Source organism: Kutzneria viridogrisea DSM 43870 (genome assembly GCF_000525635.1).
Lineage (GTDB): Bacteria > Actinomycetota > Actinomycetes > Mycobacteriales > Pseudonocardiaceae > Kutzneria > Kutzneria viridogrisea.
On the sequence record NZ_CP007155.1, the window covers coordinates 4,432,307 to 4,457,430 of the forward strand.

A 25,124-nucleotide genomic window follows, 5' to 3' on the forward strand; every position below is an offset into this window, starting at 1 on the left:
GACAGTGCGAGACGACATCAGCTACCAGGTGCTGGTCAACGACGAGGAGCAGTACTCGCTGTGGCCGCTGGACAACGAGGTGCCCGCCGGGTGGCGAGCAGTGGGCAAGCAGGGCAGCAAGCAGGAGTGCATGAGCTACGTGGACGAGGTGTGGACCGACATGCGCCCGCGCAGCCTGCGCGAGCAGATGGCCGCCAACAGCTGACCAGCGCTGTGCCCGGGCCGAACCCGGCTCGGGCACAGCCCCCGGCCGCCGCTACGGCCAGGCCGTTCTGACCCGCGGCCTGTCAACTGCCACTGGTTGGCAGCTAGGCTGCCTCCGCCAGTGGTTCACCAGTTCCCCGCGAGCTGGTGAGGCAACAGGGAACCCGGTGTGAGACCGGGACTGCCCCGCAGCGGTGAGTGGGAACGACCGCCGTCATCGAGCACTGGGCCGCACGGCCTGGGAAGCGACGGCCAGTAGGACCGCCGGAGTGATCCGGCGGGTGCCCGCGAGTCCGAAGACCTGCCACCGGTGCGTGTGCCGCCCGGCGCGCGCGAGGTCCGGAGTCGCTCGGGCGGGCTCACGGTCGCGACCGGTCACCGGACCTCTCCCCACGCTCACGAGGAGAGAGCCGTGCGCCAGCCCCCGCTCGCCGCCACCCGTCCCGGAACGGGAGGCGGTCGGCATGTCCGCGACTGACCGCGCTCCCGCCCGCACCCCGATGCTGGGCACCCGGCGGGACTGGGTGCGCATCGGCGGGGTGTTCGCCGTGATCGCCCTGCTGCACGTGGTGGCTTGGGGGATGCTGCTGCTCGCCGTCATCCCCGGCCACTACGCGGTGGGCACCCAGGTGTTCGGCATCGGGTTGGGCGTCACCGCCTACACCCTCGGGCTGCGGCACGCCTTCGACGCCGACCACATCGCCGCCATCGACAACACCACCCGCAAGCTGATGGCCGACGGCAAGAAGCCCGTGTCGGTCGGGTTCTGGTTCGCCCTCGGCCACTCGACGGTGGTGCTGGTACTCGCGGTGCTGATCGCGGTCGGCACCCGCGTGGTCGGCACGCTCACCGACGAGGACTCCAGCACCCACCAGGTCCTCGGGCTGATCGGCACCAGCGTGTCCGGGCTGTTCCTGTACCTGATCGGCGCGCTGAACCTGGTGGCGCTGGTGGGCATCGTGCGGGTCTGGCGCTCGATGCGCCACGACCGCTTCGACGAGGCCGAACTGGAGGCCAGGCTCAACGAGCGCGGGCTGTTCAACCGCTTCCTGGGCCGGGTCACCCGCTCGATCAGCCGGCCGGGCCAGATGTACCCGGTTGGGCTGCTGTTCGGGATCGGCTTCGACACCGCGACCGAGGTCACGCTGTTGGTGCTGGCGGGCAGCGGGGCCGCCAGCGGGCTGCCGTGGTACGTGATCGTGGTGCTGCCGCTGCTGTTCGCCGCGGGCATGACCCTGCTGGACACGCTGGACGGCACGTTCATGAACTTCGCCTACCAGTGGGCCTTCGCCAACCCGGTGCGCAAGGTCTACTACAACATCGTGATCACCGGCCTGTCGGTGGCCGTCGCCCTGCTGATCGGCAGCATCGAGCTGATCGGCCTGCTGCGGGACAAGCTCGGCCTCACCGACCCGGTCACGGGCTGGATCGCCGACCTGGACCTCAACAACGTCGGGTTCGTCATCGTGGGCCTGTTCGTCGCGGTGTGGGCGGTGGCCATCGCCTACTGGCGGATCGCCGGGGTGGAACAGCGCTGGACCACGCGGTTCGGCCAGGGGATCGGCCACCAGTAGCTGGTCGGGCCCACCAACCAGGTTTCAGGCGCCGAGGCCCACGAAGGCGCCGTTGGCGGTGAAGGCCAGCTTGGCGAAGCGCTCGCCGATGCGGCGGTGGGTGGCGGCGTCCGGGTGGAGGTCGTCGGGCAGCGGCAACTCGGTGGAGTCCGACTCACCGTAGAGCGCGCGGCCGTCCAGGTAGTGCAGGTTCGGATCCTGGGCGGCCCGCTGCGCGACGATCCGGGCCAGTTCGTCCCGGATGACGCCCAGGGTCAGTTTCCCGCTCGCACGGTCCGCCGGATCGCCCGTGGCCCGGAACCGCAGTTGGCCGGTGCTGAAGTCCGGGGCGCTGGGACCCGGCGTGTCCTCGTGGATGGGGCACAGGATGGGCGAGACGACCAGCAGCGGCGTGCTGGGGTGGCCTTCGCGGATGGTGTCAAGGAAGCCGTGCACGGCGGGGATGAAGGCGCGCAGGCGCATCAGGTCGGCGTTGACCAGGTTGATGCCGATCTTGACGCTGATCAGGTCGGCGGGGGTGTCGCGCATGGTGCGGGCGGTGAACGGGTCGAGCAGGGCGCTGCCGCCCATGCCGAGGTTGACCAGTTCCACGCCGCCGAGCGAGGCGGCGAGCGCGGGCCAGATGGTGGTGGGGCTGGCGGCGTTGGAGCCGTGGCTGATCGAGCTGCCGTGGTGGAGCCACACCCGGCGGCCCCGGTCCGGTGCGGGCTCGACGGGCGAGTCGGTGCGCAGGGCGAGGAGTTCGGTGGTCTCGTTGTGCGGCAGCCAGATCTCGAGGTCCTTGACGCCCTCGGGCAGGCCGGTGAAGCGCAGGGTGCCGGCCGTGCCGGGCTGGTGCTCGGCGGTCCCGGTGGCCATGTCGATGGTCAGCGTGTTTCCGCCCGGAACGCTGCCCTGGCCGACCAGGCGGCCGTCGACGAGTAGGTCGTACAGGCCGTCCGGGAGGGGTGGGACGCCCACGTAGGCCCGCTTGGTGGGCCGCGCGTCCAGTTCGACGGCGGTGGCCCTGGTGCGGAAGACCAGCCGTACCCCGGAGGGCTGGGACTCGGCCATGGCCAGTTGCCCGTCGGAGTACTGGGCGCGGGCCCAGGCGGGCAGCCGGTGCGGCAGCACGCCGTGCTCGGTGCGCTCCACCTCGATGGCGCCGCGCAGGAGGTCCGCGGTGACGGGCGTGGTGATCCAGTCGTGCTTGCTGTGCATCGCTCTACCTGTTGGTCGAAGTGTTCGCGTGGTCCGGCTCCGCCGGTGCGGGCCAGTTCCGCAGCAGGGCGTCGAGGGCGTCCAGGATCCTCGTCCAGGTCACCTGCGAGTCCGGGGCGCTGTGGCTGAACCCGCCGGACAGTTCCAGGCTGACGTAGCCGTGGAAGACGCTGCCCAGCAGCCGGACCGCGTGCGTCTGCTCCGGCTCCGTCAGGTCGTAGCCGCGCAGGATCGCCCGCGTCATCTGTGCGTGCCTGCCACCGGCGCTGGCGGCCGCCGCCTCCGGGCTGAGCCGCAGCTGGGCCGCGGCATAGCGGCCGGGGTGCTCCCTGGCGAAGTCGCGGTAGACGTTGGCCAGGGCGGTCAGGGCGTCCTTGCCCGCCCGCCCGGCCAGCGCGGCGGCGCCCCGGTCGGCGAGCTCCTCCAGTGCCAGCAGGGCGATCTCGGTCTTGAGGTCCTGCGAGCTCTTCACGTGCGAGTACAGACTCGCGACCTTGACCTCGAACCGCCTGGCCAGCGCCGAGACGGTCACGTTCTCGAAGCCCACCTCGTCGGCCAGTTCGGCGCCCGCCTGGGCCAGGCGTCGCGTGGTCAGTCCCGGCCTGCGCGCGGTCACCCGAGCACCTTGCCCAGGAAACCGGCCAGGTTGGCCGTGGTCCGCTCGATCTGCTCCGCCAGCGTGATCGACTCACGAAGCCGCCCGCCGGGGTCGACCCGCTTCTTCCCGCGCAGGTACAGCGAACAGTCCAGGTCGGTGCAGATGTAGGCGCCCACCGAGTTGCCCTGCTGCCCGGTCTGCCCCGCTCGCCGCGCGGTCATCAGCGAGACCCCGTCCCCCGGGTGCGTGGTCAGGCACAGCGAGCACATGCTGCGTCGTCCCCGCCCGGCGTAGGGCGCGGCCAGCCGCAGCGCGACCCCCACGAACCCGTCGCCGGACTCGGTGACCAGGTAGGCCCGCTGTGGTGCGGCGGGCTCCCGCCACCCGAGGAAGTCCAGGTCCTCCCATGGCCGCGCGGCCAGGTCCCTGGGCACGGCCAGCCGCTTCGCCTCGCCCTTGGTGCAGTTGACGAAGGACGCGCGGATGTCGGGTTCACTGGCCGGTCTCATAGGCAGCAGTCTACAGGTGCTCGCCAAATGGGACCACCTATTAAGCATATACCTAAAGGTATTAGGCAGGCTGAGGGCGCGCGGGGATCAGTGCATGAGCCGCAGCGGCAGGCGTTGGAGGCCGCGGAAGCTGACGTTGGGCCGCCAGCCCAACTCCTCGCCGGTCAGCTCGATCTTGCTGTAGCGCCGCAGCAGTTCCGCCAGCACGACGGCGGTCTCCATCTTGCCGAGGGCTGCGCCGAGGCAGTAGTGCGGGCCGCCGCTGAAGGCCAGCGTCTTGATCCCGGTGCGGGTCACGTCCAGGCGCTCGGGGTCGGCGTAGCGCGCCGGATCGCGGCTGGCCGCCCCGAACAGCAGCATCACCTTGGCCCCGGCGGGGAGCACGGCATCGTCGAGCACGACCTCCTCGTCCAACAGCCTGGAGACGATCTGCACGGGTGCGTCGTACCGGGTGATCTCGTCGATGGCGCCGGGGATCAACTCGGGATCCTCGCGCAGCAGTTGGAGCTGGTCGGGGTGACGCAGCAGCGCCAGCAACCCGTTGCCGACCAGGTTCACCGTGGTCTCGTGGCCCGCGACGAACAGGAACAGCACGTTGGCGATGATCTCGTGGTCGGTCAGGCGCACACCGTCCACCTCGGCGTGCACGAGCAGGGACAGGATGTCCTCCCGGGGCGCGGACCTGCGCCGGTCGAGCTCACCGGTGACGTACTCGCGGAACTCGGTCTCCGCCCGGTTCATCGCCACGGTGTCCTCGGCGGTGATCGAGGGGTCGATCACGCGGCTGATCTGCTCGGTCCAGTGCCTGCACTGGTCCCGGTTGTCCGTGGGCAGGCCGAGCAGCTCGCAGGTCACGGTGACCGGCAGGGGCAGCGCGAGGCTGTCGATCAGGTCGGTCTCGCCCTCGCCCACGGCGTCGAGCAGCCGGTTGGCCTCGGCGGCCACGCGCGGCTGTAGCCGTTCCACGGCGCCGCGGGTGAACACCCTGCTGATCACGCCGCGGATCCGCCGGTGTGCGGGCCCGTCCAGCATGAGCATCCAGTTCCGCACGCTGCGCACGAGCGGGCTGTCCACGCCGCCGCGGCGCTGGGCCCAGGTCGTGTTCCGGTAGAACTCGCTGGAGACCCCGGGCGCGCGCAGCACCGCGTCCACGTCGGCGTAGCGCGAGAGCACCCAGTAGCCGAAGTGCGACTGGTGGATCGGATCGGTCTCGCGCAGCCGCCGGTAGATGGGGTACGGGTCGGTGCGCACCGCCGGATCGCGCGGATCGAAGAGTGCGGTCATGTCCATCCTGTCCTGTGTCGGTGGGTCCGTCCGCGGGCGGCGCCGGGACTGGGGAAAGCCCCAGAAAGCCTTTCGTGCGAACGGTGTCCGGGGCCGCTGTTGCTACCGTCGCGGGGTTTGCTCCTGCTCCCGAGCAGGACTCGTGCATGGCGCCCGGTCACCGCTGCCGCCGGAATTCCGCTGGCAGAGCTGGTTTCTCGACCTCGACCGAGAGGAGAACCGTCGGTATGCCGACACCTTCGTGCCCAGCGCAGAACCCGGGGTCGACCAGCCTGGTGCTGGACCCGGCCGATGGCGTGGTCCTGCTCGACGACAGCTTCACGGCCGACCCGTACCCCCTCTACGAGCTGCTGCGCACCCAGCGGCCGGTGACCAGGGCGCGGATGCCGCTGGGGCCGTCGTTCTGGCTGGTCACCCGGTACGAGGACGTCCGCGCCGGGTTGACCGATCCCCGGCTGGTCAAGGACGCCGGCAGGCTGGCCGAGGTCATCCGCCGCGCCTCGGGGATCCCCGAGGACGCCGCGAGCGCGGACATGGCGCTGCACGACCACATGCTCAACTCCGATCCGCCCAGGCACACCCGGCTGCGCAAGCTGGTCAACAAGGCGTTCACCGGACGGGCCATCGGCCAGCTGCGCCCGCGCATCGAGGTGCTGGCCACCGAGCTGACCGAGGCGATGGCGGCCAGGCTGGCGGCCGGGGAGCAGGCCGTCGACCTGGTCGAGGACTACGCGTTCCCGTTGCCCATGACCGTGATCTGCGAGATCCTGGGCGTGCCCGAGGGCCGGCGCAGGGAGTTCGGCAGCTGGTCGCACACGATCCTGTCCGCCGCCTCGCCCGAGCAGCACGCGGCGGCCTCGGCCGCGATGGGGGAGTACCTCAACCAGTTGGTGGCCGACAAGCTGGCCAACCCCGGCGCGGACATCCTTTCCGCGATCCTGGCTCCCGACGAGGACGCCGACCGCCTGACCCACGTCGAGGCCACCGCGATGGCCTCGCTGCTGCTGGTGGCCGGGCACGAGACCACGGTGAACCTGATCGGCAGCGGGGTGCTCGCGCTGCTGCGCAATCCCGGGCAGTTGGCGCGGCTGCGCGCGGACCCGGCGCTGCTGCCCGGGGCCGTGGAGGAGTTCCTCCGGCTGGAGAGCCCGGTCAACGTGGCCACCATGCGGTTCGCCGCCGAACCGGTGACCATCGGCGGCACGACGATCCCGGCCGGGGAGGTCGTGTTGCTGGGCATCGGTTCGGCCAACCGGGATCCGGAACTGTTCGAGCGGCCCGGGGAACTGGACCTGGACCGCGCCAGGGGCGGCAGCCTGGCCTTCGGCCACGGCATCCACCACTGCCTTGGTGCGGCGCTGGCCCGGCTCGAAGGGGAAATCGCCTTCCGCGTTCTGCTGGAACGGTTTCCCACGCTCACCCTCGCCGTGGACCCCAGCGAACTGAGCTGGCACAACAGCATCCTCCTCCGGGGTCTGGCCCGCCTGCCGGTCCGCGCGGACGGGTGAGCGGGACGGCGGGTGCTCAGATCGCGCGGATCCGGTGCACGAACTCGGTCAGGTCCGCACCGGCCGCGCGCCCGCCCGCGGTCGCGAAGTCGTCGACCAGCCGGACCAGCGCGTCGTAGGCCTCGGTGTGGTCGTAGGAGGTGGCGTCGGTGATCTTCATCGACCACCGCCAGTACCCCTTGAGCGTGTCCGCCAACGGCATCCGGAAGGTGGCCAGCACGTCCTTGATGTCGGGCACCGTCGCCGCGAGCCCGTGCCGCTGCACGTAGGCGCCGACGAGTTCGCTGTAGAAGGCGAAGTGCCTGGCCTCGTCCCTGGCCAGCCGGTGCAGCAGGTCGCGCAGTACCGGCTCGGTGACCACGGCCTTGAACCGCTGGTAGAACAGCTGCGTGGCCTTCTCCTGCACCAGGGTGTAGGTGAAGGCCTGCACCGGGGTCTCGTAGGGCAGCGCGAACTTCTTGCGCCCCTCCTCGGCCAGTTCCCACATCAGCGTGTCGGGATCGTTGATGCCCGCCTCCACCTGGTACCTGGTCAGCACCGAGGCGTGCCGCTCCTCCTCGTTGGCCCAGGAGATCAGGAACCGGAAGTACTCCCGGTTGAAGCAGAACTCCTCGATGGCCAGGTCCCCGCCGGAGACCGGGAACGCCTCGAGGAAGTAGGTCAGGTAGCCGGGGATGTGGTCCTCGATGAAGGTGATGAACCGGACCACCGAGCGATCGGTGTCGGTGAGCTCCTCCGGCCGCAGCGAGGCCCAGGGCAGTTCCTCGATCGACCACTGCCGGGTACTCGCGCGGCTGACGGCCCTGCTGGTCAGCTCGCGCATCCGCGCGGGGTCGATGCCCGGGTGCACCCGGTGCGCCGGGGGTTCGGCCAGGGGGTCGTTCATGGTGCCTCCGTCGGACCCATCCGGGATTTCAGCGCGCTCAGCGCGTAGTGCTTGGTGGTGTAGCCCCAGCCCGCGTTGGCCGTCCGCAGGTACCGGATCAGCGGTTCGCCCATACCTGGCGCCACCTGCTCGACGCGCTCGCGCTGCTCCTGCACCCGCTGCTCCCACTGCTCGATGGTGCGGTGGTAGTGCGCGGTGAGGTCGGTGAGCCCGGTGAGGCTGAACCCGGCCGACTCCACGGCCTCCACCAGCACCGAGACCGGCACCATGTCGGCGAACCCGAAGATCGCCTCGGTGACGTGCGTGGTGCCCGGCCGCCGGGAGAACTCCCGGTAGGTGGCGTGGTCGCGGAAGCAGCTCTCCGACAGGTACAGCGATCCGTTGCGCCGCAACAGCCCGTGCACCTTGCGCAGCACCTCGGTGCGGTTGGGCATGTGCACGATCGAACCGAGCATGGTCACCGCGTCGAACTGCCCGGCCACCTCCACCTCGGTGAACGAGCCCGGCCGCAGCGTGATCAGGTCGGTGACACCGGTCTCCTCCGCCCGAGCCCGGATGTAGTCCGCCTGTGGCCGGGACGGGGTGACGCCGGTGGCGTGGCAGCCGTATTCCTGCGCCATGAACAGGATCAGGCTGCCCCAGCCGCACCCGATGTCGAGCAGCCGTTCGCCACCGCGCAGGCCCAGTTGCCGTGCGACGAAGTGCAGTTTGTTCGTCTGCGCCTGGTCCAGGTCGGTGTGCTCGTCGGTGTACAGCCCGGAGCTGTACTTCAACCGCCGGTCCAGGTAGATGGCGAACAGCTCGGCAGGCAGTTCGTAGTGCTTGTTGGTCGCCTGGTACGCCTCCTGCGGGGTCAGGGTCATGACTTCGCCAGGTCCCCGCCGACGCTCTTCTCCACCAGTGCGACCAGTTCGTCGACGGTCTTCACGGCGAAGATGGCCTCGTCCTCGAACTCCACGTCCCACTGACGCTCCAGTTTGGACACCACGCGCAGCAGCTTCATCGAGTCGGCGCCGGGCAGGTCCCGGAGCGCGTCGGCGCCGCTGATCCCGTCGGCGGAGATCTTCAGCTCGGTGGCCAGGTACTCGGCGGTGACCGAGGCGATCTGCTCGCGGGTGGTGGACTCGGCGCTCATGATTCTCCTGTTCCGTGGTCGAAGTAGTGCCGGACGCGGCCGAACGCGGCCTCGTCCAGTTCCATCAGGTTCCTGGCCTGCTCGGAGCGGATCGGCTGGAAGGTCCCGCTGGCCATGACGTGCACCTCGCCGTCGGGCCCGGTGATCTCGGCCTCGGTGTGCAGCACCCCGTTGCCCCGGCCGGTGATCCGCGCGGTGGTCAGGTACCGCAGGCCAACCCGCAGTGGCAGCAGCATCTTGCTGCGCAGGGTCACCGAGAACGCGAGCATGCCGTGCACCAGCGCCAGGGTGTCGCCCATCACCTCGTCCAGCAGCACGTGCACGATGCCGCCATGCACGATCCCCGGGTAGGAGGCGTACTCCGCGGAGAACACCGTCTCGGCCGCGTGGTCGCCGTTGGGCAGCCGCCGCATGCGCAGCTTGAGCCCGACCGGGTTGCGCGGGGAGCAACCGAAGCAGTTGAAGGACGGTTCGGCGTGCCAGGGGAGTTCGATCTCCTCGCCCGCGGTGTGCGCGACGGTGCTCATACCGGGACCCCGCCTTTGAGCGACTCCTCGGCGATCGCCCGCCGCACGTCGGCCATCTTGGTCAGCTTGTAGCCGGTGAGCGCGGAGAAGTACTTGAACAGCTGCTCGCAGCACTTGGCCCACTCGGTGCCGCCCTCGTCCACCTCGGCGAAGTAGGCGAACATCTCGTCGATGGTCTCGTGGTTGGCCAGTTCGGGCAGGTTGCCCTTGAACCGGCTGACCGGGTGCCGGTACAGGTCGCGGGTGGTGCCCATGTAGATGTACAGGGTCTCCACCACCGAGGCGCACTCCTCGGGCCGTTCGGCCAACTGCTGGGCGGTGTAGTGCACGAACTCGCGCGCGTGCCGGGCCTCGTCCCCGCTGGCCTTGCGCAGGATCTCGGCGAGCACCGGCTCCTGCATGCTGCGCGCAACGCACTTGTACGCGTGGGTGGCCAGCACCTCGCAGATGACGTTGGTGGCCAGCGTCGCGGCCCTGGTCACGCCCGGCGGGTACGCCTCGCGCATCGAGGCGATCGTGCCGTGGTCGATGCTGTGCCCGGCCAGTTGCAGCCAGGTCTGGAACGCGAGGTGGTGCTGGATCTCCTGGTAGCCCCAGATGCAGGCGAACTGGGAGAAGTCGTAGTCCATGCCGAACTCGTTGAGCAGGCCGTGGGTCGCGGCGATGACGTTGGACTCGCCCACGATGGCGCCCTTGGCGAACACGATGTGCTCGGGCAGCACCAGGTCCGGCCGGAACTCCTGCCACGGGATGTGGTGCATCTCCCAGGTCGCGTGCTGGTAGCCGGCGAACACCCGAGCGCTGTGCATCCGCTCGTCCGCGAGCAGGGGCACTCCGGCAGGCGATGTCGTCTTGCTGTTCACACCCGTTCTCCTTGATCGGCACTTGCGGTGTTGGGGAACACCCCTTCGGCCTCGCCCGAGGTCACGCGCTGCGCGGCCAGCACGCGCTGCCACTTGCCACTGGTGGTGCGCGGGATCCAGCGCGGTTTCACCGCGTAGACCTGAACCTGGGACAGGTCCAGTTCGGCGGCCACCCGCCTGCGCACCTCCTCGCACACCGCGGCGGGGTCCTCCCCGGTCTCCACGATCACCCCGATCCGCTCGCCGCCCTCGGCGTCGAGGTCGGAGAAGGCCACGCAGCGGCGGCGGTAGACCCCCGGCACGGTGCGGGCGAGATTCTCGACGTCGTCGGGGAAGAAGTTCTGGCCGTGCACCACGACCATCTCCTTGCACCGCCCGGTGACGTACAGCTCGCCGTCGAGCAGGAAGCCCAGATCCCCGGTGCGCAGCCAGCCCTGGTCGAACGCCTCGGCGGTCGCCTCGGGGTTGCGGAAGTACCCGGTGGTCACCGGTTCCCCGCTGATCTGGATCTCCCCGAGCGCGCCGTCGGCGGCCACCGCGCCGTCCTCACGCACGACGCGCAGGTCGATGCCGTGCACCGGGCGGCCCACCGACACCACCGGCTTGGCGCCGGGCGCGGTCTCGGCCACCGCGCGCACCTCCCCGGTCCTGGCCAGCTCGTTGCGGTCCACGGCACGGATGCGCGCGGTGGCACCGGGTTCGGGGTAACTGATCGACAGGGTGGCCTCGGCCATGCCGTACACCGGGTACATCACCGACGCGTCCACCCCGCTGGGTGCCAGCGCCTCGGTGAACCGCCGCACGGTGGCCGCGCTGATCGGTTCGGCCCCGTTGAACGCCAGCCGCCAGCTGGACAGGTCCAGCGCGGCCAACTGTTCGGCGGGCACGTTGTCCAGCACGTAGTCGTAGGAGAAGTTGGGCCCGGTCATCACCGTGCCGCCGTGCGCCGCGAAGTGCTCCAGCACCGCGCCCGGTCGCCGCAGGAAGGTGGTCGGGGCGAAGGCGTGCACGTCGGCGCCGTTGAGCCAGTGCGACTGGAGACCGATCAGGCCCATGTCGTGGAAGGTCGGCACCCACTGCACGAACACGTCGTCGGGGCTGAAGGCACCCGCGATCACACAGGACCGCAACCCGGCCATGGTCGTCCGGTGCGGCAGCATCACGCCCTTGGGCAGGCTCGTGCTGCCCGAGGTGAACTGCACGATGGCCAGCGCCTCGGGGTCGACGGTGGGCAGGGCGCGCGGGTCGCCGGTGCCATCGGGTGCGGGCGGGGGCACCAGGGCCACCCCGGTGCGCAGTTCGCCGAGGGCGCGGGCGAGGTCGTCATGGCTGGGATCCAGTACGAGGTGGCGCATGTCGGCGGCGCCGGCGATGCGGGCCAGCCGGCGCGCGGTGCCTCCCACGTCGCCGAACCCGGCCTGGACCGGCAGCACGCTGATGGCGGCCCCGGCGCGCCAGAGCCCGTAGATCGTGGTGAGGAACCGGGCGGCGGTGGGCACCAGCACGCCCACGACCTCCCCGGGGCGTATCCCCGCGCGCAGGAATTCGTGCGCGGCTGCCGTGGCGGCCAGGTCCAGTTGGGCCGCGGTGATCTCGTCGCCCGCGGTGGGGAATCTCGCGCGCGAGTCCGGTGAGGCCTTGGCCAGCCGGGCGAGGCTCTCGCCCAGGGTCTCCCCGTCCAGCAGGGCAGGTCGCATGGTTCGCCGCACGCTGATTCCCCTCGGTGGTCGGTGGGGTTCGCCCTCGGATTTCCGGTGTGTTGGCGCGGACATCAGGGATCGAAGACCGGATTCGTGGGCAGCAGACCCTCAGTGAGGGCTTTGAGTGGTCAATTCGACTATTCGAGCCGGACTTCGTCTGTGCCAGAGATCCCACCATGGCATGAGAGCGCTTACCGTCGAGTGCCCGGTCGGTAAGACTAGTGGATTCACTAAAATGACTACTCAGCGTGGGTGAATGGCCTTGAAGGCATTTAATAGGCCTGACTAGGGTGGAAATCTCACTGCCCTTTGTCGGGGGAACGGGAAATGTGTGACATCTCCCGGAGATGACGTGTCCGCGGCACGGTTCGGCGCTTTTCGGCCGAGGGTGTATGACGACAGGACAGGTGGTCCAATGCGGTTCGGCAGCACCACGCCTCCCTCTTCGATCGCGCTGATCGGCATGTCGAGCGGCCCGTGGACCGTGCCGCCCGCCGAAGCGGCACGCCGTGCCCTGGAGAACGCCGGAATCGTTCCCGAATCGCTCGGGAACGCGACGGTCGGCGTGTTCAGCACGGCGCAGGCCGATCTGATCGCCGCTGAGATCGGTGTGCTGGGTCCCGTGCTGTCGGCTGATATCCAGCCCGCCGCGGTAGTACATCTGGCCGTACAGAGTGTTCACATGGGTGAATCCGAACTGGCGCTGGCCGGGGTTTTATCGGACGTGTGCGGATTCCTCGTACTGAAACGGATTGCATCCGCGATCGCGGACGGCGATCCGATCCACTGCGTACTCGACGGCAGTGCGCTGGGCCGGGGACCGGTCGTGCGGCAGGCCTGCGAGCGCGCCGGGGTGGACCAGGACGGGATCCACTTCCTGTGGCGGCGCGGGTACCACTCGGGCGAGGCCGTGCTGGACGGCCTGTTCGACGGCGAGCAGCCGCTGGACGAGGACGACGCGGCGGCCGCGCTGCTGGAACTGCCCGTGCTGCTCAACCGCAGGCAGATCCCGGTGCCCGGCGTGCCGCTGGACCTGGACCGCCGGTTGACCGCGGTGCTCAGCTCCGCTGACGGTGCCGGTACGGCCTGCGCGCTGGTGCTGTCCGAACCGCCCGCGCGCCCGCTGCCCCCGGCGCGGGCCTCGGTGCCGGTGCTGCCGCTGGTGCTGTCGGCCGACAGCGAGGAGACCCTGCGCGGCAAGGCCGAAACCCTGCGAGCCCACCTGGCCGGACCCGAAGCCCCGGACCTGCTGGACGCCGCGCACACCCTGGCGCTGGCGCGGTCGCACCTGCCGCACCGGGGCGTGGTCCTCGGCGGGGACCGGGCGGAGCTCGCCGCGGGCCTCGCGGAACTGGCCGCGGGCCGGGGCGGTGCGGTGCGAGCCGGGACCGAGCGCAAGGTGGCGCTGATGTTCCCCGGCGAGGGCGGGCAGCGGCCGGGCATGGGCCGCGAGCTGTACCCGCTGTTCGACGTGTTCGCCGACGCGCTCGACGAGGTGTGCGACCACCTGGACGCGGTGTCCACCTGGTCGGTGCGCGAGCTGTTGCTGGGTGAGGGCCGTCCCGAGGTCGCGCCCGCCGACGAGGCGCTGTACACCCAGGACGCGCTGTTCGCCTTGCAGGTGGCGCTGTTCCGGCAGTTCGAGCACTGGGGCGTGCGCCCGGACTTCGTGGTCGGCCACTCGGTGGGCGAGCTGGCCGCGGCCACGGCGGCCGGGGTGTACTCGCTGCCGGACGTGTGTGCGCTGCTGGCCGAGCGGATCCGGCTGTTCCGGGAGAAGACCCCGGTCGGCGGCGTGATGGTGGCCATGCGCGTCACCGAGGCCGAGGCTCGGGAGTCGCTGGCCGGGCTTGAGCACCTGGCCGCGATCTCCGCGGTCAACGCGCCCAACTCCGTGGTCGTCTCCGGTGACCGCGAGGCGGTGCTGCGCGTGGCCGGGCTGTGGGCTGAGCGCGGCCGCAAGGTGAAGCAGCTCCCGGTGGACCGGGCCTTCCACTCCCCGCACATGGCCGCGATGGCCGGGGACTTCGAGCAGTTCGCGCGCGGCCTGTCGGCGCGACCGCCGCGGATCCCGCTCATCCCGGTGCACACCGGGCTCGGTGCGGACCCAGCGGTGGTGTGCCTGCCCGAGTACTGGGGCGCCCAGGTGCGCGGCACCGGGCACTTCCTCAACTGCGTGACCGGCCTGGCCGCGGCGGGCGTGGACACCTACGTGGACATGAGCGCCAACGGGGTGCTCGCGGCCCTGGTCGAGGAAACCCTGCCCGAGGCCGCCGCAGGGGACGTGCTCGTCACCGCCGCGCTGCGCGGCGGCCAGTCCGACCTGCGCGCGGTGCTGGGCACCCTGGGGGAGTTGCACGGCCACGGGGTCCCGGTGGCCTGGTCGGAGGTGTTCCGCGGCTGGGGCGGCCGCCGCGCGCACCTACCCACCGAGGTGGCCCAGCCCGCCCGCACCGAATCCCGCGCAGCCGACCTGCCGCGGCTGATCCGGGCCGAGGCCGAGTCGCTGGTCAAGGCCGACTACCGGCCCGACCGGTCGTTCCTGGAACTCGGGCTGGACTCGGTGGCGGCCGTGGAGCTGGTGAACCGGCTGCGCAGGCGAACCGGGCTCAGGATCGCCGCGACCGCGCTGTTCGACCACCCCACCCCGAACCAGTTGGCCGCACACCTGGACGGCCGCGCGCCCCGGCCCGCCGCCGTCGTGCCGCGCCGCACCGGATCGGAGGAACCGATCGCCATCGTAGGGATGAGCTGCCGCTTCCCCGGCGGCGTGCAGTCCCCGGAGGATCTGTGGCAGCTGGTCGCCTCCGGCCGTGACGTCATCGCGCCGATGCCCGAGGACCGCGGCTGGGACCTGGCCGCCCTGTACGACCCGCAGCGGCAGCGGCCGGGCACCAGCTACGTGCGCGAGGGCGGATTCCTGCACGAGGCCGCCGAGTTCGATCCCGCGTTCTTCGGCATCGGCGGGCACGAGGCCCTGGAGATGGACCCGCAGCAGCGGTTGCTGCTCGAACTGTCCTGGGAGGCGTTGGAGCGGGCGGGCATCGACCCGGCCACGTTGCGCGGCAGCGATACCGGGGTCTACGCGGGCCTGACCCACAGCGACTACGGCACCGGTCCCGGGCACGCCGGTGTCACCGGGCGACCGCACCTGGCGATCGGGACCGTGGCCAGCGTGGCCTCCGGCCGGATCTCGTTCACCCTGGGGTTGCAGGGCCCCAACCTGTCCATCGACACGGCGTGCTCCTCCTCACTGGTGGGCGTGCACCTGGCCACCACGGCGCTGCGCCGGGGCGAGTGCTCGCTGGCACTGGCCGGGGCGGTGACCGTGCTGTCCTCGCCCATGGTGTTCGTGGAGTTCAGCAGGCAGGGCGGCCTGGCGCCGGACGCGCGGGCGAAACCGTTCGCCGAGGGCGCCGACGGCACCGCGTGGGCCGAGGGCGGCGGCATGTTCCTGCTGGAGCGGTACTCCGACGCACGCCGCAACGGCCACCCGGTGCTCGCGCTGATCACGGGGTCCGCGGTCAACTCCGACGGAGCCAGCAACGGACTCACCGCGCCCAACGGCGCCGCCCAGCAACGGCTGCTGGCCTCGGCGCTCGCCGACGCCCGGCTGCGACCGTCCGATGTGGACGTTGTGGAGACGCACGGCACCGGTACGCAGCTGGGCGATCCGATCGAGGCCGGTGCGCTGCTGGCGGCCTACGGCGCGCACCGGCCGCCGGACCGGCCGCTGCTGGTGGGGTCGCTGAAGTCCAACCTGGGGCACACCCAGGCCGCGGCCGGGGCGGCGAGCGTGATCAAGATGGTGCTGGCCATGCGGCACGGCACGGTCCCGGCCACCCTCAACGTCGATCGGCCCAGTTCCCATGTGGACTGGGCGGCTGGGCTGCGGTTGGTGACCGAGTCCACCCCGTGGCCCGATCAGGGTCCGATCCGGCGGGCCGGGGTGTCCTCGTTCGGCATCGGCGGCACCAACGCACACGTGATCCTGCAACAGCCCCCGGCGGAACCGGAGGCCCCGGCGGAACCCGGTGCCGATGTTCCTCCACTGTGGACTGTCTCGGGCGGGTCGGAGGCGGCACTGCGCGCGCAGGCGGCACGGCTGGCCGCGCACTGCGAGGCCCACCCCGAGCTCGGCGAGCGCGACCTGGGCTTCTCGCTGGCAACGGCCCGCTCCGCGCTGGCGCACCGGGCCGTGCTCACCGGCGGCGACCGCGACCAGCTGCGGCGTGCGCTGACGGCGCTGGCCGCGGGCAGGACCGATCCCGGCCTGACCGTCGGCGCGGTTGCAGAGGGCGGCTTGGCCTTCCTGTTCACCGGACAGGGCAGCCAGCGCACAGGCATGGGACGCGGGCTGCACGAGCGGTACGCGGTCTTCGCCGCGGCCTTCGACGAGGTGTGCACGGGACTGCACCTGCCGGTGCGGGACGTCGTGTTCGGCGCGGACCAGAACACCTTGGACCGCACGGAATTCGCGCAGACTGGCCTGTTCGCCTTCGAGGTCGCGCTGTTCCGGCTGCTGGAGAGCTGGGGCATCCGGCCGGATCTGCTGCTGGGCCACTCCATCGGCGAACTGGCCGCCGCCCACGTGGCCGGGGTGCTGTCGCTGCCGGACGCGTGTCGGCTGGTGGCGGCGCGGGGCTCGCTCATGCAGGCTTTGCCGCCGCAGGGCGCGATGTACGCGGTGGCGGCCTCCATGGACGAGGTCGAGCAGCTGCCCCCGGGCGTGTCCCTGGCCGCGGTGAACGGCCCCCGCTCCGTGGTGCTTTCCGGAACCGAGGAGGCCGTTGCCGCGCTGGCCGAGCGCTTCCGCGCGCAGGGGCGCCGGACCAAGCGCCTGCGGGTCAGCCACGCGTTCCACTCCGCCCTGATGGACCCCATGCTCGACGAGTTCCGTTCCGTGGCAAGGAGTCTGGACTACCAGCCACCCCGGATCCCGATCGTGTCCGACCTGACCGGTCGGCTGGCCACCGACGAACAGTTGTGTTCCCCCGAGTACTGGGTCGACCACGTGCGCGGCACGGTCAGGTTCCTCGACGGCATGCGGACCCTCCAGGACCAGGGCGTCACGACGTACCTGGAGCTGGGGCCGCAGACCACGCTCACCGAGATGGCCGCTGACTGCCTCACCGAAGCCATCGACTCGGCCGTGATCCCCGGCCTGCGCGAGGAGGACGTGCTTGGCGCCGTGGCGGCACTGCACGTGCGCGGCCACGGCCCGGACTGGTCGGCGTGGTACGCCGGGAGCGGGGCACGGCGGGTGGACCTGCCCACGTATGCCTTCCAGCGCAAGCGGTTCTGGCTGATGCCCGAGGAGGTGCACCACCCCCGCACCCCACAGGCCGACTCGGTGTTCTGGGAGGCCGTGGCGAGCGAGGACCTCCAGCGCCTGGGCGACCTGCTGGGCACCGGCGCCGACCCGAAGGTCACCGAGCTGCTGCCCGCGATGGCACGGTGGCGGCGCAGCCACGACCAGGACGCCGCGGTGGACCGGTTGCGGTACCGGATCACCTGGCAGCCCGTTGCCGACCAGGTTGCCCGCAAGCGGAACTGGATCGTCGTGCACTCCGCGGACCTGCCCGTGCCGGAGCCCATCCGCGCGGCGCTCAGCGCAGTGGTGCTGCCCGTCCAGGCCGGTGCCGGTCGCGCCGACATCGCCGAGTTGCTCGCGCCTTGGCGGTACGGCGAACCGGTCGACGGGGTGCTGTCCCTGCTGGCCTGGGATGAGCGGCCGCACCCGGGCGCGACCGAGGTGCCTGCCGGGCTCGCACTGACCACCGCGCTCATCCAGGCCATGGGGGACACCGAGTTCGAGGTGCCACTGTGGTGTGTGACGCAGGCGGCGGTGTCCACCGGGCACGGTGATCGGCTCGGTTCCCCGGTGCAGGCCATGGTGTGGGGGCTCGGCCGGGTCGCGGCGCTGGAGCACCCGCAGCGGTGGGGCGGGCTGGTGGATCTGCCTTCGACACTGGACTTCGCTGTGGCCGAACGCCTGGCCGGCGTGCTCTCGGCCTCGGAGGATCAGGTTGCTGTGCGCGCCTCCGGTGTGTTCGCCCGGCGCCTGCTGCGCGCGCCCGCCGGAACCCGAGGGGACCTGGCACCGCGCGAGTGGCCGCGGCGTGGCACCACGTTGATCACGGGCGCCTTCGGTGCGCTGGGCAGGCAGTTGGCGCGGTGGCTGGCCGCCGAGGGCGTGCAACGTCTGCTGCTGACCGGTAGGCACGCCAACGATCCCGAGTTCGTCGCGGAGCTGACCGCGCTCGGCGCCGAGGTCGACGCGGTCGCCTGCGACGTGGCCGACCGGCAGGCCGTGGCGGCCCTGCTCGCCGGGATCCCGGCGGACCGGCCGCTGACCGCAGTCGCGCACGCGGCCGGGGTGCTCGACGACGGCGTGATCGACGCACTGGACCCGCAGCGGCTGGCCCGGGTCCTGCACGCCAAGGTCGGCGGCGCCAGGAACCTGCACGAACTCGCGGGCGGGCTGGACGCGTTCGTGCTGTTCTCCTCCGCGACCGGCGCGGTGGGCAACGCCGGTCAGGCCAACTACGCGGCGGCCAACACCTACCTCGACGCGCTGGCCGACCAGCGGCGCGCCGAGGGGCTGGCGGCCACCTCGCTGGCCTGGGGACCGTGGGGCGCCGGTGGCATGGCCGTGGACGGGGCGGACGCGGCGGCCGTGGGCACCCGGCTGCGCCGCAACGGCATGACGGTGCTCGACCCCGAGCTGGGCATCGCCGCGCTGGCCGCGGCCTTCGCGCGCGAGGAGTCCGGCCTGGTGATCGCCGACGTGGACTGGGACCGGTTCCTGTCGGTGTTCGCCACCACCCGGCACAGCCCACTGCTCGCGGAGCTGCCGGAAGTGCGCCAGAGCAAGGAGGCCGAGCCGCGGGCGGAGGCGTCCGAGCTCGTGGCGCGGCTGGCCGGGATGTCCCAGGCCGAACGCGTCCGGGCGCTGCGCGAACTGGTGTGCCAGCACACCGCCCTGATCCTCGGACACGATTCGGCCGCGCAGGTCCAGCCCGGCAAACCCTTCCACGAACAGGGACTCAGCTCCCTGGGCGTGGTGGAGCTGCGCAACCAGCTGAGCTCGCGGACCGGGCTGCGGGTGCCCGCCAGCGCCCTGTTCGACCACCCCACGCCCACCGCGCTGGCCGGGTACCTGGACGCCGAGCTGACCCCGGACGCGCACCCCGAACCGGCACCGGAACCCCCGGCGGCGCAGGCTGAGGCGACAGACCTGGACGACGCGCTCAGCCGGGCCGAACGGGAAATCTCCCTGGCAGCGGAGGGTCTCCTCGATGGCTGACGACAAGGTGCTCGACACCCTGCAACGCCTGACCACGGCGCTGCGGGACACCAGGCAACGCCTGCGCGCGGCCGAGTCCGGTGCCCGCGAGCCCATCGCCATCGTGGGCATGGGCTGCCGGTTTCCCGGCGGGGCGGACGACCCGGACGCGCTGTGGCGGCTGATCGAGGCTGGCCGCGAGGCCACCACCCCGTTCCCCACCGACCGCGGCTGGCCGCGGGGGCTCACCGGCGCGGGCGGGTTCCTGTCCGACCCGGCCTGGTTCGACGCGGGCTTCTTCGGCATCGGCCCGCACGAGGCCCAGGCCATGGACCCGCAGCAGCGGCTGATGCTGGAGATCTCGTGGGAGGCGCTGGAGCGGGCCGGGATCGACCCGGCCACCCTGCGTGGTTCCCGCACCGGGGTGTTCACCGGGACCAGCGACCAGGACTACCGTCGACTGCTGAGCGCCAACATGGAGGAACACACCGATCACCTCGCGACCGCCACGGCGGCGAGCGTGCTGTCCGGCCGGGTCGCCTATTTGTTCGGGCTGGAGGGGCCGTCGGTCTCGATCGACACCGCGTGCTCCTCCTCGCTGGTGGCCCTGCACCTGGCGGTGCGGTCGCTGCGTACCGGGGAGTGCGACCTCGCGCTGGTCGGGGGCGTGGTGGTGATGTCCACCCCCGGCCTGTACAGCGCCTTCCAGCACCAGGGCGCGCTCGCCGCTGACGGCCGCTGCAAGGCCTTCGCCGAGGCCGCGGACGGGGTTGGCTGGGGCGAGGGCGGCGGGGTCGTGGTCGTGGAGCGGCTCACCGACGCCCTCGCGCACGGTCACCCGGTGCTGGCCGTGGTGCGGGGCACCGCGGTCAACTCCGACGGCGCCTCCAACGGGTTGGCCGCGCCCAACGGGCTCGCGCAGCAGCGGGTCATCCGCGACGCGCTGGCCAACGCGGAGCTGCGCAGCCAGGACGTGGACGCCGTTGAGGCGCACGGCACGGGTACCCGGCTCGGCGATCCGATCGAGGCTTCGGCCTTGCAGGCCGCTTACGGCCGTGACCGGGAAACCCCGCTGGCCCTGGGCTCGGTGAAGTCCAACATCGGGCACACCCAGGCCGCGGCCGGGATCGCCGGGGTGCTCAAGGTCGTGCTCGCACTGCGCCACCGGACCTTGCCCAAGACGCTGCACCTGGACCGCCCAACGTCCCAAGTGGACTGGAGTGCGGGCGGGGTGGAGCTGCTCAGCGAGAACCGTCCCTGGCAGGCGGTCGAGGGCCGACCTCGGCGCGCCGGGGTGTCCTCGTTCGGCATCAGCGGCACCAACGCGCACGTGATCATCGAAGAGGCGCCGCAGGCCGAGTCAGCCGCGTCCGTCGCGGTGGAGCAGTTGCCGTGGGTGCTTTCGGCGCGCACCGATTCCGCGCTGCGCGCCAGGGCCGGACAGCTGCTGTCGCATGTGGACGGTAGGGATCCGGCGGCACTGGCGTACGCACTGGTCACTTCGCGCGGCACGTTCGAGCGCCGCGCCGTGGTGCTCGACGCCGACCCCAAGCCCGGGCTGACCGCGTTGAGCCGGGGCGCCGCCGTGCCTGGCCTGGTGACAGGCGTGGCCGACCTGACCGGCAAGGTGGTGTTCGTCTTCCCCGGGCAGGGCGGACAGTGGGCGGGCATGGCCGGGGACCTGCTGGAGACCTCTCCGGTGTTCCGGGAGCACGTCGACCGCTGCGCTCGCGCACTGGCACCGCACGTCGACTGGGACCTGCTGGCGGTGCTGCGGCAGCAGCCGGACGCGCCATCGCTGGACCGGGTGGACGTGGTGCAGCCCGCGTTGTTCGCGGTGATGGTCTCGCTCGCCGCGCTCTGGCGGGCCAGCGGCATCGAACCGGAAGCGGTGGTCGGGCACAGCCAGGGCGAGATCGCCGCCGCCCACGTCGCCGGTGCGCTCTCGCTGGAGGACGCCGCGCTGGTGGTCGCCCGGCGCGCGAAGGCGCTGACCACGCTGTCCGGTCGCGGCGGCATGGCCTCGGTGGAACTGCCCGCCGACCAGTTGCGGCCCCGGTTGGACGAGCGGCTGGCGATCGCCACGGTCAACGGCCCGGAGTCCTCGGTGGTCGCCGGGGACCTCGACGCGCTCGACCAGTTGCTGGCGGAACTGGCCGAATCCGGTGTCCGGGTGCGCAAGCTCGCGGTGGACTACGCGTCCCACTCGCCCCAGGTCGAGCTGGTCCGCGAGAGGGTGCTCGCCGAGTTGGCTCCAGTGTCGCCCAAGGCCGCGGACATCCCGTTCCACTCCGCGGTGACCGCGACCGTGCTCGCCGGAACTGAACTGGACGCCGGGTACTGGTACCGGAACCTGCGCATGCCGGTGCGGTTCGACGAGGCCGTGGCCGGGCTCCCCGTGCCCGAGCACTCGTTCTTCGTGGAGGTCAGCCCGCACCCCGTGCTCGTTCCCGCCGTGCTGGCGGCCGTCGGCGACCAGGCCGTGGTCACCGGGACGTTGCGCCGAGCCGAAAGCGGCCGTGGCGCGTTTCTCGCCGCGCTCGCCGAACTCCACGTCCGCGGTCTGCGTCCGAAGTGGACCGTCTGGGCGGGGCCGGACGCTCCCGGGTTCGTCGAGCTGCCGACCTATCCCTTCGAGCGCAAGCGGTTCTGGTTGACACCGGGGGAGACCCGCACCAGTGGTCACCCCGTTCTGGACGCGCCGGTGGAACTGGCCGACAGCGAGGAACTGGTGCTGACCGGCCGCCTGTCGGTGCCGTCCTCGCCGTGGTTGGCGGATCACCGGGTGCTGGACGAGGTGGTCCTGCCCGGCACCGCGTGGCTCGAATTCGCCCTGCGCGCGGGCGCTGCCGCGAACTGCCCAGTGGTCGAGGAGCTCACCCTGGAGCGGCCGTTGGTGCTGCCGGACGACGCCGCGGCCACGGTCCAGCTGCGGGTCGGCGCACCGGACGGCACCGGGCGGCGCAACCTGCTCCTGCACGCCAAAGTGGACGGTGCGAACTGGGTGCGCCACGGTGAAGGCGTGCTGAGCCGCGAGCACGCCGAGCCCGAGCCGATCGGGCAGTGGCCGCCTGCGGGCGCGGAATCGGTGTCGCACAACGGTCTCTACCCGGCACTGGTCGGGCGCGGTCTGCGCTACGGTCCCACGTTCCAGGGATTGCGGGCGGTGTGGCGGCGCGACAACGAGGTCTTCGCCGAGGTGGCCTGCCCGGTGGACGTCCGCGGGTTCGTGGTCCACCCAGCGCTGTTGGACTCGGCGCTGCACGCCATCGGGTTCGGGGGTGAGGTCACGGCAACCGATGGAGCGGTGCTGCCGTTCGCCTGGACCGGGGTGACCGCGCACGCCACTGAACCGGCGGTGTTGCGCGTGCGGCTCCGGGGCTCGGTGGACGACTCGGTGCGGCTGACCGTGACCGATGGCACAGGTGCACCGGTGCTGTCGGTGGATTCGCTGGTGCTGCGACCGGCCGCCGCACGGGGTGACGCACCGCGGGACGCGCTGTTCCGGAGCAAGTGGGTCGAAGTGCGCGCCGCGAGCAGTACTGCCTCGGAAGTCGTTGCGGCCGTGGGGATCGAGACCGATCACTTCCCGGTGTTCGCGGATCTGGAGGCGCTGGAGAACGTGGTTTCGGCTGGCCTGCCCGCGCCGAGGGCGGTGCTCGTCGCCGGGTCCGGTGGATCGGTGCGGGAAGCCGCGCACCGCGCGCTGGCGCTGGTCCAGCGGTGGATCACGCGCCCGGAATTCGCCGCGTCCAGGCTGGTGTTCCTCACCTCGGGCGCGGTGGCGGCCGTGACCGGTGAGGACGTCGGCGACCTGCCGGGCGCGGCCGTCACGGGTCTGGTGCGATCGGCCCAGACCGAGGAACCCGGCCGCTTCGTGCTGCTGGACGCCGACGAGATCACCCCGCTGACGATCACCGCCGCGCTGGCCGCCGACGAACCCGAGCTCGCCCTGCGCGGCGGCCGGGTGCTGGCACGCCGCCTGGTGCGGGTCCACCCGCCCGCCCCGGCGAGGTTCGCCGGGGCCGAGGACCTCGTGCTGATCACCGGCGGCACCGGCACGCTCGGCGGGCTGCTGGCCCGGCACCTGGTGACCGCGCACGGGGTGCGACGGCTGGTGCTGGTCAGCCGCGGTGGCCGCGCCCCGGACCTGGTGGACGAGCTCGCCGAGTTGGGCGCCACCGCCACGACGGCCGCCTGCGACGTGGCCGACCGGGAGCAGCTGGCCCGGCTGCTCGAGCAACACCGGCCGACGATCGTGCTGCACGCGGCCGGGGTGCTCGACGACGGCGTGGTGCTGACCATGACCCAGGAGCGCCTGGACGCCGTGCTGCGGCCGAAGGCGGAGGCCGCGCTCATCCTGCACGAGCTGACCAGGGACCTGCCGCTGAAGGCGTTCGTGCTGTTCTCCTCGGCCGCGGCCACCGCGGGCAGCGGGGGCCAGTCGAACTACGCCGCCGCCAACGCCGTGCTCGACGGGCTGGCCCACCACCGCCGCGCCCAGGGACTGCCCGCGATCTCGCTGGCCTGGGGCCTGTGGGCGGAGCGCAGCGACATGACCCGCCACCTCGACCCGGCGGTCGACGAACTCTCCACAAAGGAGGCACTGGCGCTGTTCGACGCCGCGGTCGGCCTCGCCAACCCCGTGCTGGTGCCCGCCCGGCTCACCCTGGACGGCGCCCAGGACCGGCCGCTGCTGCGGGAACTGGTGGACCGGCGGGAAACCCCGGCCGGGAGCCTGCGCCCGCTGTTCGACCCGCTCACCGGTGTGGAGCGGGAACGGGCACTGGTGGACCTGGTGCTGGACAAGGTCGCGCTGGCCCTCGGGCATGACGGCACCGCGGAGCTCAGCCCGAACGCCGGGTTCCTGGAGATGGGGGTGGACTCGCTGGCCGCGGTCCGCATCCGCAACCACCTCGCCGAGGCGCTGGAACTGCGGCTGCGGGCCACCGCCACCTTCGACCACCCGACCCCGGTGGTACTGGCCCGATACCTGGCGGAGCTGCTGGCCAGGGGCGAGGACGACGCCATCGCGGCGGACGAGGGCGAGGACGTCAGGCAGCAGATCATCCGAGCCGGGACCTCTGACTGGGAGCAGTCGCGCGCCTGGTTCACCTCGCTGGACCAGCTGCCGCGACCGCCCCGGCCGGTCCGGTTGGCCACCGGCGCCCGAGGACCGGCGCTGGTGTGCGTCACCGCGGTTGTCGGCACCTCCGATCCGGTGCAGTACTCCCGCCTGGCAAGGCCGTTCCACGGTACGCGGGACGTCTTCGCGCTGCGGCAGCCGGGATTCCTCCGCGACGAGGCACTGCCCAGGACCCGGGACCTGCTGCTGGAGGTGCACGCCGCGGGACTGCGCGCCGAACTGGGGGACCGGCCCTTCGTGCTCACCGGGCTGTCCTCCGGCGGCCTGGTCGCCCACCAACTCGCCCGGCACCTGTACGAGCAGGGCACCCCGCCCGCCGGGGTGGCGATGCTCGACAGCTACATCCCCAGCGAGTACGAGCGGCTGGTCCGCCTGTTGCCCGGACTCGGGGAGGAACTCCAGCACCGGTTGGACGACCCGAACTACGCGTTGTCCGGCGACAACGGCTGGATCACCGCCATGCTGCACTACCAGAGGTTCGACTGGACGCCCACCGACCTGCCGATCCCATCGCTGTTCGTGCGTGCGGGCAGCCCGTTGGAGGGGTGGCCGCCGGACTGGGAGCCGGTGTGGCCCTTCGAGCACACTGCCGCCGTGACTCGCGGCAACCACTTCACCATGCTGGAGGAACACGCCCCGCACACGGCGGCTCTGATGGAGGACTGGATGCGCAGCGCCTTCGACTGAACGGCCAGGCCCGCG

The 25,124-nt window shown here is 71.8% G+C and carries 15 protein-coding genes and 1 riboswitch; of the genes, 5 read left to right on the forward strand and 10 right to left on the reverse strand.

Annotated features, from left to right (window positions below):
- Positions 1 to 4: 4 nt before the first annotated feature.
- Together KALB_RS19495 and nicT are read left to right on the forward strand one after the other, a co-directional pair.
- On the forward strand, positions 5 to 205 hold the full coding sequence (locus KALB_RS19495) for an MbtH family protein (RefSeq protein WP_025357395.1): 201 nt from the start codon (positions 5 to 7) through the stop codon (positions 203 to 205).
- A gap of 104 nt (positions 206 to 309) precedes the next feature.
- A riboswitch (cobalamin riboswitch) is annotated at positions 310 to 527 on the forward strand.
- Between the two features lie 141 nt (positions 528 to 668).
- Positions 669 to 1,778 carry a Nickel transporter NicT gene (nicT, locus tag KALB_RS19500; protein WP_025357396.1) on the forward strand — a complete coding sequence of 370 codons (1,110 nt, stop codon included), beginning with the start codon at positions 669 to 671 and terminating at the stop codon, positions 1,776 to 1,778.
- A 24-nt stretch (positions 1,779 to 1,802) separates the two neighbouring features.
- Here nicT and KALB_RS19505 read toward each other — a convergent pair whose 3' ends face one another.
- The 4 genes from KALB_RS19505 to KALB_RS19520 all read right to left on the reverse strand — a co-directional run bounded on the left by KALB_RS19505 (position 1,803) and on the right by KALB_RS19520 (position 5,369).
- Positions 1,803 to 2,978 (reverse strand): GDSL-type esterase/lipase family protein, encoded by a 1,176-nt coding sequence (locus tag KALB_RS19505; protein WP_025357397.1) that lies wholly within the window; start codon positions 2,976 to 2,978, stop codon positions 1,803 to 1,805.
- A 4-nt stretch (positions 2,979 to 2,982) separates the two neighbouring features.
- The gene (locus KALB_RS19510; protein WP_025357398.1) at positions 2,983 to 3,594 is read right to left on the reverse strand and encodes a TetR/AcrR family transcriptional regulator; all 612 of its coding nucleotides are present in this window, start codon (positions 3,592 to 3,594) and stop codon (positions 2,983 to 2,985) included.
- Positions 3,591 to 4,085, reverse strand: a complete 495-nt coding sequence (locus KALB_RS19515) for an FBP domain-containing protein (protein WP_025357399.1) — start codon at positions 4,083 to 4,085, stop codon at positions 3,591 to 3,593. The genes KALB_RS19510 and KALB_RS19515 overlap by 4 nt, the downstream gene beginning before the upstream one ends.
- Before the next feature lie 87 nt (positions 4,086 to 4,172).
- Complete coding sequence (locus KALB_RS19520) at positions 4,173 to 5,369, reverse strand: cytochrome P450 (protein WP_158510771.1); 1,197 nt, start codon at positions 5,367 to 5,369, stop codon at positions 4,173 to 4,175.
- 227 nt (positions 5,370 to 5,596) lie between these two features.
- On the opposite strand from KALB_RS19520, the gene KALB_RS19525 reads away from it, so the two are divergent.
- Positions 5,597 to 6,877 carry a cytochrome P450 family protein gene (locus tag KALB_RS19525; protein ID WP_081789409.1) on the forward strand — a complete coding sequence of 427 codons (1,281 nt, stop codon included), beginning with the start codon at positions 5,597 to 5,599 and terminating at the stop codon, positions 6,875 to 6,877.
- A 16-nt stretch (positions 6,878 to 6,893) separates the two neighbouring features.
- Here KALB_RS19525 and KALB_RS19530 read toward each other — a convergent pair whose 3' ends face one another.
- From KALB_RS19530 to KALB_RS19555, 6 genes are read right to left on the reverse strand one after another with little or no spacing between them, the layout of a single operon-like run.
- Complete coding sequence (locus KALB_RS19530; RefSeq protein WP_025357402.1) at positions 6,894 to 7,763, reverse strand: acyl-ACP desaturase; 870 nt, start codon at positions 7,761 to 7,763, stop codon at positions 6,894 to 6,896.
- The gene (locus tag KALB_RS19535) at positions 7,760 to 8,626 is read right to left on the reverse strand and encodes an SAM-dependent methyltransferase (RefSeq protein ID WP_025357403.1); all 867 of its coding nucleotides are present in this window, start codon (positions 8,624 to 8,626) and stop codon (positions 7,760 to 7,762) included. The genes KALB_RS19530 and KALB_RS19535 overlap by 4 nt, the downstream gene beginning before the upstream one ends.
- Positions 8,623 to 8,898, reverse strand: coding sequence for an acyl carrier protein (locus KALB_RS19540; RefSeq protein ID WP_025357404.1), 276 nt, complete (start codon positions 8,896 to 8,898; stop codon positions 8,623 to 8,625). Before KALB_RS19540 ends, KALB_RS19535 begins: the two co-directional genes overlap by 4 nt.
- Entirely contained in the window at positions 8,895 to 9,425 is a 531-nt protein-coding gene (locus tag KALB_RS19545; protein ID WP_025357405.1) for a PaaI family thioesterase, read from the reverse strand. The genes KALB_RS19540 and KALB_RS19545 overlap by 4 nt, the downstream gene beginning before the upstream one ends.
- A complete protein-coding gene (locus KALB_RS19550) occupies positions 9,422 to 10,288 on the reverse strand; it encodes a ferritin-like domain-containing protein (protein WP_030111342.1) in 867 nt (288 codons plus the stop codon). The genes KALB_RS19545 and KALB_RS19550 overlap by 4 nt, the downstream gene beginning before the upstream one ends.
- Positions 10,285 to 11,985 carry an AMP-binding protein gene (locus KALB_RS19555; protein ID WP_025357407.1) on the reverse strand — a complete coding sequence of 567 codons (1,701 nt, stop codon included), beginning with the start codon at positions 11,983 to 11,985 and terminating at the stop codon, positions 10,285 to 10,287. Before KALB_RS19555 ends, KALB_RS19550 begins: the two co-directional genes overlap by 4 nt.
- A gap of 418 nt (positions 11,986 to 12,403) precedes the next feature.
- Between KALB_RS19555 and KALB_RS19560 the strand changes: the two genes are divergently transcribed.
- Entirely contained in the window at positions 12,404 to 19,297 is a 6,894-nt protein-coding gene (locus KALB_RS19560; RefSeq protein WP_052360470.1) for a type I polyketide synthase, read from the forward strand.
- Positions 19,290 to 25,109 (forward strand): type I polyketide synthase, encoded by a 5,820-nt coding sequence (locus tag KALB_RS19565; RefSeq protein ID WP_042220560.1) that lies wholly within the window; start codon positions 19,290 to 19,292, stop codon positions 25,107 to 25,109. The genes KALB_RS19560 and KALB_RS19565 overlap by 8 nt, the downstream gene beginning before the upstream one ends.
- The last annotated feature ends 15 nt before the right edge of the window (positions 25,110 to 25,124 follow it).